Raw genomic sequence first — 13,146 nt, forward strand, 5'->3', positions numbered from 1 at the left:
CTATAGGGGACAAACTCGGTGAATTTTGACGTTTTTATTGGGGGGGGTAAAAGCTTGATAGAGTAAGTTTCAGCGAAATAAGAAACGGATAAATAATGATTGGCTAGTACGAAAGTTTGTTAGTTATTTCCCTTGTGTTGATAGGGAGGATCTCCCCCATTGTGTTGTTTTTAACAAAAATGTTGCGGAATTCCCCTTCCTCGCTTGCAGGGACCGGATGGACTTGACCACTAACTCCCAAAGCGAAAACCAAGCTAAAAAGGGCTGTGTTGCAAGAGAAAAATTGGGTCTTAGGAACTAGGACTTCTGCCTGGGGAGGGAAGATAAGACTCGCTATATTTCGGTATAGAAAGCACTTCCCATTGAATCAGGAAGCTCCATCCTCGCGCCTCGGCAGGGTGGGGTAGTTCACGCCACCTGTGCCATGACTTCCTGAAAGAGTTTTTCTCGGGATTCCTGACGAACCCAGCCATCCATCACGGCTTTTTGTAAGTCGGTGTAAGCTCTCAGTTCTTCAACTCCGTAGTTTGTGGTTTGCAGGAGTTGACGCAGTTTTTCTTCTGCGCTGGTGCTTAAAAACCCCGTCTGGAGTGCATGAGTGACAATGTAGTTGATGGAAGTCGTGGATCTGCATCCTTGAAAAGTACTGTGATGAGGTTGCAGGAGGACAGATAGATTATTCATGATGTTTGGGGTAAAAGGTTTGTGATTGGTCAAAAAGGTAGATCATGAGTTCTTTTTTCCGTAATAACATCAGGGGTTATCCTGTGTTTTCCACGAACTCAATCAGAATCCCCCTAATATAGCCTAATTGTTTTTACGGAGTAATAGAAAATTTACTTATTTTATTGTAAAGAAATGATGAAGAAAAAAGGGAGCAAAATGGCAAAAAAATAAGGCTTTAAACTATTAAAGCCTTAATGGATATAACTTCCAGTCTTTATAAAGATTTTGTTGAGGTCTTTTTTTTTTACCGTATTATTACGGTATTTAAGCACCTTCTACCCTGAAACTGCTTTTCTTTCAGTGTAGTTTTTTACCAATAGTTAAAACATCGGTATTTTGCCTTATGTTTCCTCATTTTTTGGCTTAACTAGGGCTTGCTAAATGACGGGGGAGGGTGACACAAAACACTGAACCTTGTCCGAGTTGACTCTCTACGGTGATGGTTCCGCCCATTAAGTCAACGAGGGATTTGGTAATGGTTAATCCTAAACCTGTGCCGGAATATTTGCGGGTGGTGGTTTGGTCTACTTGCCGGAATTCATCAAAGATGTAGGCCTGTTGGTCTGGGGCGATGCCGATGCCGGAATCTTGTACCAAAATCTGGATATGGTGGGGGGGGATTTCTTGGAGGGTGATGGTGATTTGTCCGGTTTCTGTGAATTTGAGGGCGTTGGAGAGGAGGTTAATCAGGATTTGACGCAGGCGATCGCGATCATTTAAAATTTTGCCGTCTTTGAGTTGGGATTCTAGGCACAGAGGCAATTGTTTTTCATCGGCTAAGGGGCGCAAACTATCCAATGTTGTGGCGGCTAATTGCTCTAAGTTGAGGATTTCGGGTTTTAAGATCAGGTGATGGGCTTCAATTTTTGATAAATCCAGAATGTCGTTAATTAAGGTGAGTAAGTTTTTCCCGTTGTTATGAATACTTTCAATCATCTGGATTTGTCGCCGGGTCAGGGTGCCGGAGCGTTGGCGTAACAAAACTTGAGAAAAGCCAATAATGGCATTCATGGGAGTGCGTAATTCATGGGACATCATGGCTAAAAATTGCGCTTTCATGCGGGCGGCCTCTTGCGCTTCTTTATATAAACGGGCGTTTTCTATGGCTAGGGCGGCACGGTAAGCTAAATCTTCGATGAACTCTAATTCTTCTTGGTTGTAGTGACGACTGGACTCGCCCCAGACACAGAGAATGGAGCCTAAAATCCGTTCTCGGGTACGCAGGGGAACGCAGATATAGGAGGAGAATTTTAACTGAGTTAAGAGGTCTTGTTGTTGGGGACTGACAGACAATTTACTGAGCAGAGGGGGGGAGACTTCAAAACAGGCGACAGATTGCCCGGTTTGAAAGACTTGGGTGGTTTGGGGGGTGCGATTGTCCCCTTGTAGTTGCCAGACGAGGGTTTCTTGTTCTGGGTGAACATGAGCAACGGCGATGAGATGGGGCGATTTATTGGGTTCAGCGAGGTTAATCGTACACCAATCGGCGAGGTGAGGAACAATCAGATGGGCGAGGTTTTTCAGGGTGGTTTGATAGTCGAGGGTGGCGGACAGGAGGGTAGTGGCGGAGGCTAAAAAGCGCGATCGCTCTTCGGTGCGTTTGCGTTCTGTGATATCACTCACCACCCCGGATAAACGGAAAGGGGTTCCGGTGCGATCGCGTTGGGCTTTTCCCCGCACGGTACAGTAATGATATTCCCCGCTTTGGTGACGAATACGAAACTCTAAAGCAAATTCCGCCCTTCCCTTGAGATGTTCCTGCACTAAATGCAGGAGATGGGGTCGATCATCAGGATGGAGGAGTTTTAAAATCAATTTGGGCGTAATCACCACCGCCTCGGGAGAAAAGCCCACAATAGCCAATAAACGGTCATTGCCGTAGATCGTCTGACGCTGTAAATCCCAATCCCAAATCCCATCATGGGACCCTTCCACCACTAAACGATAGCGTTCCTCACTTTCTAAGAGTCTTTGATTGGCTTCTTGGGCTTCTTGTTCAGCAGAATAAACTCGTACTGCACTTAATAAACTACGGCATAAGGTGTCCGGGGAAACTTTATTTTTGGAGAGATAATCGGAAGCCCCGGCTTTCATCAACTCTACGGCAATTTGTTCATCCCCTTGCCCCGTCAGTGCAATCAGGGGGATTTTAATTTGGCGATCGCGAATGGTCCGAATTAAATCCAGTCCGTTCCCATCCGGTAGACGATAATCCAAAAACACACAATCAAATCTTGTCCGAGTTAATTGTTCTAATGCCCCCTGACAAGTTTCCGTCTCTACCATGACAAAATCTACCTCAGCCTTGTTTAAAGCCCGTCGGACAGCCATACGGTCTATTTCGTCATCTTCCACCACCAAAATAGTCAGGGGTTCATCAATCATGGTTTATCAAGACTGCCGGGAAAACCCCATCCCCTTGTGGGTGGGGCAGTTGACAACAATTCCCATATTGGCGAGGTACAGAGTCTCTCCTTTGAGGGAACAGGGAATACCGGATCTGGGAACAGAGCAAGACTGAAAAACGCTCTATTTCAGTCACGCCCTCCCCCTTCTTGATCACGAAGAAAGGGGAGGAGTTGATTCTAGTGCCATGCTTTTCCCCGGATCTTCCCCCATATTGGCCTCAGAATTCTCCTGTTGTTTACTCCGTCGATATTGACGTGCAAGCTCCATTGTACTGGGCAAAACCCCCACTAAACTGGCTAGCAATTCATCCTCTAAACCATCGGTAATGGTCGCCCCAAAATAACGCTCCATCATCGCTAAAATCAAACTGGCTCGCTTTAAAGGTACTCCTTGTTTAACCACTTTTTGTGTCGCACTCAGCCATTGTTGACGATGGAGAAAAGCGTCTTTTTTTTGCTCAAAGGATTCTAAATAAGTCAGCGCCACTTTTCCCAAAGGAACCAAGCGAGAACAATCGAGATCCACAATTCCCCCCACCATTGCCCCCGGCCCGACTATTTCCGCATAGTGGGTATGACAAATAATCAGGGCATTACCGGGAGTCGCTTGGACATAAAACAACTGTCCACTCTTTAATTGACCTAAAACCTGAGTGGGGGGAAAAAGCGGATTCCGTGTTAGAGCTTGCTTAGACATATCGACCTGGGGAAGCAATAAAGGAAGTTATATTTTGGAAACAAGATGGAGGAACGATAGCTAAAAACGGAACTATCTACAAGGGTGAAAAGTCTAAGTCAGAAGAAGCGAAATTTATTGCCCCTTCTTTGAGCCTATCTTATATCCCAATCCTATGGCAAGCTTCTTGAGTTTCAGGATGTCATAACAATCACCTTTAGGGATTAATGCAGACGTTTGACCCTTTTTGTCTAGACTTTTTTCTCTATCTTTATTTTAATCAAATCAGCCCCTCTGTGCCGTTGGCAAATTCTACGAACTTTTGGCGAATAAGATGTATTATAAATTACATTAAATATCCGTTAAAGTTCTGAGGGTTCAGAGGGGGATAATAGAGGGTATTGATTACTTCAACAGGGGAGGATATTTTTTCGTACAGAAAAAAAAATCGAAGTTTTCCACCCGGAGTAGAGTTATTCAGCAAGCCTTAAGTAGGATAAGGTGGTAGATAGTATTTGTTTCAATCCTAAACATTCACTTGTGGAAATTACGTTTTTAGGTACCAGTTCCGGCGTTCCCACGCGATCGCGCAATGTGTCCAGTATTGCCCTCCGCTTACCCCAACGGGCGGAAGTGTGGCTCTTTGACTGTGGCGAAGGCACCCAACATCAATTTCTTCGCAGCGACCTGAAAACCTCCCAAATCCGCCGTATTTTCATTACCCATATGCACGGCGACCATATTTATGGTCTGATGGGTCTAATTGCCAGTATTGGGCTCGCTGGCACCGGACACACCCTAGATATTTATGGCCCATCTGCCCTAGCCGATTACATCAAAACCTCCGCCCGTTGTTCTCATCTCGATATTGCCCGACGGGTGAAAATTCATCGGGTAGAAACTGGGCTAGTCTATGAAGATGCAGAATTTACCGTTAAAGCCCAAAAATTAGAACATCGCGTCACCGCCCACGGCTACCGAGTTACAGAAAAAGATAAACCCGGGCGCTTTGATGTCGAACAAGCCCAAGCCCTTGGCATCCCCCCCGGCCCTATTTATGGGGAACTCAAACAGGGCAAAACCATCACCTTAGACAATGGGCGTATCATTAACGGTCAAACCTTATGCAGTGAACCGGAAAAGGGGCGCAGTGTCGTTTACTGTACAGATACTGTATTTTGTGACGGCTCCGTAGAATTAGCCCGAGGGGCTGATGTTCTCATTCACGAGGCCACCTTTGCTCACCAAGACGCTCAATTTGCCTTTGAACGTTTACACTCCACCTCAACAATGGCCGCACAGGTGGCGCTATTAGCCGGAGTCCAAGAATTAATCATGACCCACTTTAGCCCCCGGTACAACCCAGCCAATGAGTTGACATTAAAGGATTTATTGGCAGAAGCCCGGGCGATTTTCCCCAACACTAGGTTAGCCCATGACTTTTTTTGTTACGCATTACCCCGCCATCGTGGGGGATTGAACAAACCAAGCGACGCGTTGCCTCACCTCGGAACAGATGGAGCTTGAGGCGTTGTGGGGCCTTAAGGATATAACATAAGGGCTGACATTCTCGCCGCCGTGAACGGACGGTAATTCCCAAACCTCCTTGTAGGATTCCGCAACTTTAGCCAATCGTCGCCATACTCTATGATCAAATGTATTCTAGGCACGGGTGTATTAGAACCAGTCCCGACTGGAGCATGGGTTATTCCCAACTCTCCGAGGGGGGATCTCTTTCTCTCCCTAGTGATTCCCACTTACAACGAACGCCCGAATGTTCGCCCTTTAATTTCAAAATTAGTGCGAGTTCTCGATCGGGTGCTTCCCGAGAACTATGAACTGATTGTGGTGGATGATGACAGTCCAGATAAAACTTGGGCGATCGCCTTAGAATTGACGGCCTGTTATCCTCAATTGCGCGTCTTACGTCGTTTGGAGGAACGAGGACTGGCCTCGGCGGTATTGCGCGGTTGGCAAGTCGCCCGAGGAGAGGTTTTAGGGGTGATTGATGGGGATCTACAACACCCCCCAGAAACCTTGCTGGCTTTGCTGAAGGTGATGGAACATCATCATGATTTAGCGATCGCCAGTCGTCACCTCCCCACCGGAGGCGTTCAAGATTGGAGCCTGACTCGACGTGTCCTTTCTCGGGGGGCAAAGTGGCTCAGTTTCTCCGTCTTGCCCCAACTCAAGCAGTCCGTTACCGATCCCCTCAGTGGGTACTTTCTCGTCCGTCGTCATACCCTGTTAAACATTGCCTTTCAACCTGTTGGCTATAAAATCCTCTTAGAAATTCTCAGTCGCACTTCCCCCCGGAGTATCTGTGAAGTGGGCTATATTTTTCGCAAACGCTACGCGGGATTAAGCAAAGTTAGAGTCCAGCATTTCTGGATTTACTTACAACACCTTTTACAGCTAACTCAGGTCAGGTGAATTACTCCACTTCACTGGCCCGATGGGGAATTCCCGCTACATTGGTTAAAAACGGATCATTGAGCATTGACACATGAAAACGCGCCAACTTGGAACTTCAGATATTCAAATTACCCCCATTCTGATGGGAACCTGGCAGGCTGGGAAACGGATGTGGGCGGGCATTGAAGACGAAGAGACGATCAAAGCCATTCGAGCGGCCTTTGAAGCCGGAATGACCACTATTGACACCGCAGAGGTCTATGGGGAGGGGCATTCTGAGCGCATGGTAGCCCAAGCGCTGGGGGATGTGCGCGATCGCGCTGTCTACGCCTCTAAAGTCTTCTCCACCCATCTGGCCTATGATCAGGTCATTGCTGCCTGTGAACGCTCTCTCACTAATCTACAAACCGACTATATCGATTTGTACCAAATCCACTGGCCCGCCGGAACCTGGAACACCCCCCTTGTTCCCCTTGAAGAAACCATGAACGCCCTCAACACCCTAAAAGAACAGGGCAAAATCCGCGCTATTGGAGTCTCTAATTTCTCCCTCCCCCAACTCGAAGAAGCCGCACAATACGGCCGCATTGAGAGTTTACAGCCCCCCTATTCCCTCTTTTGGCGACAAATTGAAGGGGAACAAATGCCCTATTGTGTGGATAATCAGATCACGATTCTGGCTTATTCTTCCTTAGCGCAAGGCTTTTTAACCGGGAAATTCGGACGAGATCATCAATTTGTCGAGGGAGATCATCGTTACCAGAACAAACTCTTTGCACCGGAACACTATGGGCGAGTGCAGGATGCTTTAGACCAATTAAGACCCATTGCGGCTCGGTATGATTGTAGTCTGGCACAGTTGGCGCTGGCTTGGTTAATGGCTCAACCTCAAACTTGTGCGATCGCCGGAGCGCGTTATGCTAGCCAAGCTGTAGATAATGCCCAGGCCGCAGCGATTGAACTTTCCGAGGCCGATTTAGCCCTGATTAGCGACATCGGCGAAACCGTCGCCGCCCCCTTCCGACAAGAGCGAGTCCTCTGGACTTTTGCTTAATACCCAACCTTGACAAGTTAAGACCCCAAGTTAGAAGTTAAGGGAACGGGGAATAGGGAACAGGAGAGCAGGGGAGCAGGGGGAGCAGGGGAGCAGGGGAGCAGGGGAGCAGGGGAGAGGCAATCTCCCGACTCCCGACTCCCGACTCCCGACTCCCGACTCCCGACTCCCGATTCCCGACTCCCGACTCCCGACTCCCGACTCCCCATTCCCTATTCCCCAGATTCTTCCATCACTAACTGTAAACTGGGTAAAAACTTCTGTAAATTGGAAAGGGATTTTTTTTGCCAAGGGATATCATCAGATCCGATCACAATTAATTGGGTATCTGACTTTCTCATTCCAATCACAAATTTAGACAACATACTAATCCCGGAACTGTTGAGAAAATACAATTCTTTCAAGTCTAAAATCACTTGTTCTAAATCTTGGCTGACCACATCTTCTAATAACTGTTTAATCGGCTCATAATCTTTTGAACCACTCAAACTCAGTTCTCCATAAAATGCAATTGTGCTTGTTTTTTCATCATACAAAACACGGTAATCATCCCCAAACACTTCCGAATTCATCTCTATTCCTCCTCTCAAAGCGCCGCCAAAACTATTCTATGGTAACTTGTGCCATTGTGGTTACAGAACAAAGATTAGGCTGCTCGGGAATATCTTGGAAGTACCAGCCTAATCTTGCTTTATAATCATTAATAATCGTCAGCAATCCCACACCAGATTGATCTTCCTTTTCCAAGCTTTCTTCAATTTTCTGAATATAAAGTTCTTCTGTATCGGCAGAAAGTAACTGTTGAATCCAGTCTTGAAAAGGTTCAACCTTATCCCGTTGAATCACATTAGTTGCAAAAATGACGGCGGTAATCGATTCCTTCTCAATAAAATGAATACCAAAACGAATTGTATAGTTCAGATTATCCGGCTCATCATGAAATTTGACCGCATTTTCTAGTAGTTCATTGGCGATGTAACTCACAGCGGCTTTTCCCTCTTTTAGTCGTCGTTGATGGGACTTATCATGGTTTTCTGATCCTAAAAAAGTAGAAAAATAGTTGGCGACAAAATAAGCAGAGAGGCGATTATTTCGCCAACGTTCTTGAATTGTTTTAGAACTGGGTTTAAAGTTCAACTCTAAAGAATCATGATCTGGAGGGAATGTATTAAGAAAGTGACCCAAAATTTTCAACATATTCTTATACTATCACTTAATCACAAAAACAATAACGAAAGCAGACTCTAATATTGCCTACTGACATCCTCCTACACTGAATCAGAGATTACAGTGTGGGATTCCCAATTCAACCCGTCAAAGGAAATAATACAACGTTGAACAGAAATAGCGACCTATTCCCCCACCTCGCAGATGGGGAGAGCTTAATCAGATCCTAGGTATCAGCAAAACAAAAAAAAGCAGAGAACGCCTTTGATTACATCCCTCATCGCTTAGGAGGGAGTAACAGGAAATTCCGGGGTGAGTCAGATCATGCCTTTAGGAATTCCCTTCAAAGTGGTTCTCTTTGGTGCTTGTCTAGAGTCAGTTTTTCTTGTAATCTTCTCTTCACTCTAGCCTATCATTGTGAAGATTTTGTGAAAATTTCCCATAATTGCTAGAAAATTTGACCAAAAACCCAGTTGTGCTATGACCCAAAATGTGATACAAGACTCGGGAATTATAGGGATTTGAGGGCTTGGGTTAAACGGCTTTTATCCCAACCTTTTTGGTGTAATAACACCCAAGCTTGAATTAAATCCGGGCCTTGGACTTCACCCGTTAGCCCAGCCCGCAGGGACTTCATCACCAGACCTTTTTTGACCTTTTGCGCCTTTGTCACCTGATTAATCAGGGATTTTGCCGCCTCCGGGGTCAAGTTTTCCGCCCCCTCCAACCCACTTAAAACCGCTTGGAGAATCTCCCTCGCCCCGTCGAGTTTTAACTGTTCTTGGGCGGCCTCGTTGAGGGTGATGGAGTCACCAAAGAGTAAGCACGCTTCGGCTACAGCATCGGTTAAACGGGTTAAACTGTGGGCAACTAAGGCCGCTAATTCCACCAACCAATCCCGATCCGCCACTGGATCAAAGGCATAACCTGCCCCTTGCCATTGGGGAATCAGTAAATCTACCAACTGATCGGGGGGCATATTGTGCAGATACTGACTATTAATCCAGTCCAGTTTTTGCCAGTCAAATTTAGCCCCAGCCTTGCTCACTCGATCTAGCTCAAACTGTTGGGCGGCCTCGCTGAGGGAGAAAATTTCTGGGCTACCTTCTGGGGGAGTCCAGCCTAGGAGTGTCATATAGTTGGCGATCGCGTCCGGTAAAAACCCCATCCCTTGAAAATCGGAAATCGAAGTCACCCCATCCCGTTTAGACAATTTGCGCCCCTCCTGATTCAAAATCAAAGGCGTATGAGCAAACACCGGCACCGTCCCCCCTAATGCCTCATAGAGTAGAATCTGCTTGGCTGTATTCGCGATATGATCCTCCCCCCGAATCACATGGGAAATCTGCATATCGATATCATCCACCACCACCGCCAAATTATAGAGCGGTTGACCAAACACCTCATCCCCCTCGGGAGTGCGAGCAATCACCATATCGCCCCCCAAATCGCGCCCCTTCCAAACCACTTGGCCCCGAATCTGATCCGACCAAATAATCTCCCGCTCATCCTCAATTTTAAAGCGGATCACAGGTTTACGTCCCTCGGCCACAAAAGCCGCCTCTTGTTCCGCCTTTAAGTTCCGATGGCGGTTATCATAGCGCGGTGCCTCTTGCCGGGCTTTTTGCGCCTCCCGCATCGTTTCCAACTCCTCGGGCGTACAATAACAACGGTAGGCTAACCCCCGATCTAATAAAGTTTGTACCGCCTCCCGATAGCGTTCAATGCGTTGGGACTGATAAAAAGGCCCCTCATCCCAATTCAAACCTAACCATTTCAAGCCCTCTAGAATATTTTCCGTAAATTCCGCCTTTGAGCGTTCCGTATCCGTATCTTCAATCCGGACAATAAACTGTCCACCCTGACGACGGGCAAATAACCAGTTAAAAACGGCTGTACGGGCTGTTCCAATATGAAAATTGCCCGTTGGACTCGGAGCAATGCGCACTCTAACGGTCACAATCAAAATCCTCAAATCGTGCAGAACCCTTAATTATAGCCCACTCTGAAAACAGTTGACCGTTAGAGTTCCTTCCTAGGGGTCTTCACCCCCCAGCCCGCTATGGATCAAAATTCCTACGGCAAACGGGAGAAGTCGGTATACTAACAGAGGCAAAAGCCTGTACAACGCACAGAGTATTCCTATGAACTTACCCACCTTATTAAATGTTGCGATTGGTTTAGTTTTTATTTATTTAACCCTGAGTTTATTTGTCTCGGCGTTAGAAGAGTTTCTAGCCGGTTTATTAAAAGCCCGGGCAAAGAACTTAAGAGATGGCATTATTAACCTGCTAGAAGGAAGGGGAGCAGAAGGGGAGATGATGGGTAAATTATATCATCATCCTTTAATTCGCTCTTTGAGCCAAGGACGGATTAAAAACAAATTACAGCAAATCCTGCCCTCTCCTTCTTATATTCCGTCTGATGTATTTTCTACGGCTTTGTTAGAGGTTTTGAAGCGAGAATATAATATTGACTTTGACTATTCCGATAATATTCAATCTTTTGTTGATAAATTAGAACAACATAAACAAGCTGAAACTTCTCCCCGCAAACGTTATCTGATTAATAATATTGCCGCCTTAGCTAGACAAGCGGAATCGAGACTGACCACGACAGAATTAAAGGTTAGACATCTGCATCAAGAAATATCTAAGTGGTTTGATCAATCTATGGAACGAGCTTCTGGAAGCTATAAACGTCAAGCTAAGTTATGGGCTTTTATCTTAGGACTTGGGGTTTCCGTCATCTTTAATGCTGACACATTCTATATGATCCATCGTCTCAGTAGTGACCAAGAATTACGCATAGCTGTTAACGCTTTAACGACCCGGCTTATTGAAGAACAAAATTGTCGGGATGTAAGTTGTTTTGAGCAGCTTTCCTTAGACGAGATGTTAAGTCTTCCCATTGGTTGGTCTTCTTTTCCTCCTCCTAATGTTCAGGTTAAGGAACAGAAGCAGACTGTATGGGATAATAATGTACCGGATAATAATACTAGGACCCAAGAGCAATCATCGGGATCATTCGGTAAGTTTTCCCGACAAGTTTGGGCTTGGTTCAGAATGATGTTAGGCTGGGTGGTGACAGCATTAGCTTTAGCAATGGGTGCGCCCTTTTGGTTTGATGTTTTAAACAAGTTTATTAATGTGCGCAATGTTGGACGAAAACCCCCTAGAATCGATTTAGAGGAATGAGATGGGCTGAATTTTCAGGTTGAATCTCACTCAAATCTAGGGGACTTCTTGAGAAATTTCTGTTAGAATTACGTCAGTTTGTCTCTTGTTTATTCCGTTTCGAGTCAAAGGTTAACCATAGTGCAAGCCATTTTGCGCCAAGTTTCGGGTCATAGTCCTTTTACGGCCTATCCTCTGACTCCTGCTCAAGAGGTTGTTTTAGGTCGTGACCCCACCTGTCAGATTATTTTAGACTCAGATTTGTATATTGGCGTGTCTCGTCGTCACTTTGCCTTGCGTTATGTGGGCAAGCATTGGGAAGTTCATGACCTCGGGAGTGCCAATGGGACTTATCTGAACGGAAAACGCCTCAAATCGGCCGCTATTTTGCAACCGGGCGATCGCATTTCCTTGGCCAAAGACCTCATTGAATTCGTCTTTGAACTCCCTCCCCCACCCCCCCCAGAGATTCTCACCCTGTCCCAACTCTTCCCCATTTTCTCCACGGCCAAAGACCTCCCCCACAAGGCCTATCTCCTCCCGGCCATCATCACGATTAGCTGTGTGGTGTTGATGTTCCTAACCATTGGTTATCCCATTGCCTTTAATCTTCTCCTCTCCACCTACCTCGCTGGGATTGCCTTTTACTACATTTATCAACTCTGTGGCAAACCTAAACCCGGTTGGGTTCTCCTCTCCTCTTCCCTCATCACCATTCTCCTCATTATCAGTCCAGCCCTTAAACTCTTCTCGTTTGTTTTCCGCGTCCTCCTCCCCGGCAGCATCCCCCAAGATCCCAGCAGTATCCCCCCCTTAGATTTATTCGTGCGAATGTTTTTCGGGGCTGGTCTGATGGAAGAATTACTCAAAGCCGTTCCGATCTTTTTGGCACTTTGGCTGGGTAAATGCCTTAAAGCCCCTTGGAATCATCGGGTTGGTGTCATTGAACCCCTCGACGGTATCCTGTTAGGGACATCCTCGGCCATTGGTTTCACCCTGATTGAAACCTTGGGTCAATATATCCCCGACTTAATGCAGAGTACCACCCTCCAAGGGGGAGAAGCAGCCGGACAACTCCTCAGTTTACAACTCCTCATTCCCCGGATTTTAGGCCTAATTGCGGGTCATGTGGCCTATAGTGGTTATTTTGGCTATTCCATTGGTTTAAGTGTCCTTAAGCCCAGCAAATGCGCCTCTATTCTGCTCACGGGCTACCTGACGGCCTCGATTCTCCACACTCTCTGGAACACGGCAGGATTTTTTAGTCCTTTCTTTTTAGCGGTGGTGGGAACGCTTTCCTATGCTTTCTTGGCGGCGGCTATCCTGAAGGCTCGGCAACTCTCCCCCACTCGTCAGTATAATTTTGCTACGCGCCTATCGGAGGATTAGTTGGGGTTTGCTGAGAAGGTTCGGGAATCGGGTGTCGGCACTTCGACTTCGCTCAGTGACCGGAGTCGGGAATCGGGAGTCGGGTGTCGGGAATAGTTAATAATTATCAACTCCCCTGCTCCCCCTCTCCCCCTG

Annotated in this window: 12 protein-coding genes; 5 read left to right on the forward strand and 7 right to left on the reverse strand. The window is 46.6% G+C overall.

The annotated features are described in order from the left end of the window. Positions 1-408 precede the first annotated feature (408 nt). The 3 genes from SPI9445_RS0122380 to SPI9445_RS0122390 all read right to left on the reverse strand — a co-directional run bounded on the left by SPI9445_RS0122380 (position 409) and on the right by SPI9445_RS0122390 (position 3,831). The gene (locus SPI9445_RS0122380) at positions 409-684 is read right to left on the reverse strand and encodes a hypothetical protein (RefSeq protein WP_017307029.1); all 276 of its coding nucleotides are present in this window, start codon (positions 682-684) and stop codon (positions 409-411) included. Positions 685-1,089: 405 nt separating this feature from the next. Then, positions 1,090-3,111, reverse strand: coding sequence for a hybrid sensor histidine kinase/response regulator (locus tag SPI9445_RS0122385; protein ID WP_017307030.1), 2,022 nt, complete (start codon positions 3,109-3,111; stop codon positions 1,090-1,092). Positions 3,112-3,285: 174 nt separating this feature from the next. Further along, on the reverse strand, positions 3,286-3,831 hold the full coding sequence (locus SPI9445_RS0122390) for a hypothetical protein (protein ID WP_017307031.1): 546 nt from the start codon (positions 3,829-3,831) through the stop codon (positions 3,286-3,288). Positions 3,832-4,350: 519 nt separating this feature from the next. Here SPI9445_RS0122390 and rnz point away from each other — a divergent pair. The 3 genes from rnz (at position 4,351) to SPI9445_RS0122405 (ending at position 7,279) form a co-directional block, all read left to right on the forward strand. Then, complete coding sequence (gene rnz, locus SPI9445_RS26645) at positions 4,351-5,337, forward strand: ribonuclease Z (protein ID WP_052646688.1); 987 nt, start codon at positions 4,351-4,353, stop codon at positions 5,335-5,337. A 120-nt stretch (positions 5,338-5,457) separates the two neighbouring features. After that, positions 5,458-6,243, forward strand: coding sequence for a polyprenol monophosphomannose synthase (locus tag SPI9445_RS0122400; protein WP_017307033.1), 786 nt, complete (start codon positions 5,458-5,460; stop codon positions 6,241-6,243). 73 nt (positions 6,244-6,316) lie between these two features. Beyond that, positions 6,317-7,279, forward strand: coding sequence for an aldo/keto reductase (locus tag SPI9445_RS0122405; RefSeq protein ID WP_017307034.1), 963 nt, complete (start codon positions 6,317-6,319; stop codon positions 7,277-7,279). A 17-nt stretch (positions 7,280-7,296) separates the two neighbouring features. On the opposite strand, the gene SPI9445_RS31505 is transcribed toward SPI9445_RS0122405, so the two are convergent. From SPI9445_RS31505 to gltX, 4 genes are all read right to left on the reverse strand, one after another. Then, positions 7,297-7,488: a hypothetical protein gene (locus SPI9445_RS31505; RefSeq protein WP_017307035.1), complete on the reverse strand. Its 192-nt coding sequence runs from the start codon at positions 7,486-7,488 to the stop codon at positions 7,297-7,299. Positions 7,489-7,491: 3 nt separating this feature from the next. Then, positions 7,492-7,851 carry a slr1659 superfamily regulator gene (locus SPI9445_RS0122415; RefSeq protein ID WP_017307036.1) on the reverse strand — a complete coding sequence of 120 codons (360 nt, stop codon included), beginning with the start codon at positions 7,849-7,851 and terminating at the stop codon, positions 7,492-7,494. 31 nt (positions 7,852-7,882) lie between these two features. Beyond that, positions 7,883-8,476: a slr1658 family protein gene (locus tag SPI9445_RS0122420; RefSeq protein WP_017307037.1), complete on the reverse strand. Its 594-nt coding sequence runs from the start codon at positions 8,474-8,476 to the stop codon at positions 7,883-7,885. 481 nt (positions 8,477-8,957) lie between these two features. Continuing rightward, the gene (gltX, locus tag SPI9445_RS0122425; RefSeq protein WP_017307038.1) at positions 8,958-10,406 is read right to left on the reverse strand and encodes a glutamate--tRNA ligase; all 1,449 of its coding nucleotides are present in this window, start codon (positions 10,404-10,406) and stop codon (positions 8,958-8,960) included. A 184-nt stretch (positions 10,407-10,590) separates the two neighbouring features. Between gltX and SPI9445_RS0122430 the strand changes: the two genes are divergently transcribed. After that, complete coding sequence (locus SPI9445_RS0122430) at positions 10,591-11,643, forward strand: hypothetical protein (protein ID WP_017307039.1); 1,053 nt, start codon at positions 10,591-10,593, stop codon at positions 11,641-11,643. Between the two features lie 120 nt (positions 11,644-11,763). After that, positions 11,764-13,011, forward strand: a complete 1,248-nt coding sequence (locus SPI9445_RS0122435) for a PrsW family glutamic-type intramembrane protease (protein WP_017307040.1) — start codon at positions 11,764-11,766, stop codon at positions 13,009-13,011. Positions 13,012-13,146: the final 135 nt, after the last annotated feature.

Origin of the sequence: Spirulina subsalsa PCC 9445 (assembly GCF_000314005.1) — a bacterium.
Lineage (GTDB): Bacteria > Cyanobacteriota > Cyanobacteriia > Cyanobacteriales > Spirulinaceae > Spirulina_A > Spirulina_A subsalsa.

What these genes read in the sequence shown, in the direction of transcription:
- SPI9445_RS31505 (WP_017307035.1), bottom strand. Translation starts at nt 7,488, where the DNA reads ATGGGGAGTCGGGAGTCGGGAGTCGGGAGTCGGGAATCGGGAGTCGGG.
- SPI9445_RS0122430 (WP_017307039.1), top strand. Translation starts at nt 10,591, where the DNA reads ATGAACTTACCCACCTTATTAAATGTTGCGATTGGTTTAGTTTTTATT.
- SPI9445_RS0122420 (WP_017307037.1), bottom strand. Translation starts at nt 8,476, where the DNA reads ATGTTGAAAATTTTGGGTCACTTTCTTAATACATTCCCTCCAGATCAT.
- SPI9445_RS0122380 (WP_017307029.1), bottom strand. Translation starts at nt 684, where the DNA reads ATGAATAATCTATCTGTCCTCCTGCAACCTCATCACAGTACTTTTCAA.
- SPI9445_RS0122385 (WP_017307030.1), bottom strand. Translation starts at nt 3,111, where the DNA reads ATGATTGATGAACCCCTGACTATTTTGGTGGTGGAAGATGACGAAATA.
- SPI9445_RS0122405 (WP_017307034.1), top strand. Translation starts at nt 6,317, where the DNA reads ATGAAAACGCGCCAACTTGGAACTTCAGATATTCAAATTACCCCCATT.
- SPI9445_RS0122415 (WP_017307036.1), bottom strand. Translation starts at nt 7,851, where the DNA reads ATGAATTCGGAAGTGTTTGGGGATGATTACCGTGTTTTGTATGATGAA.
- SPI9445_RS0122390 (WP_017307031.1), bottom strand. Translation starts at nt 3,831, where the DNA reads ATGTCTAAGCAAGCTCTAACACGGAATCCGCTTTTTCCCCCCACTCAG.
- SPI9445_RS0122400 (WP_017307033.1), top strand. Translation starts at nt 5,458, where the DNA reads ATGATCAAATGTATTCTAGGCACGGGTGTATTAGAACCAGTCCCGACT.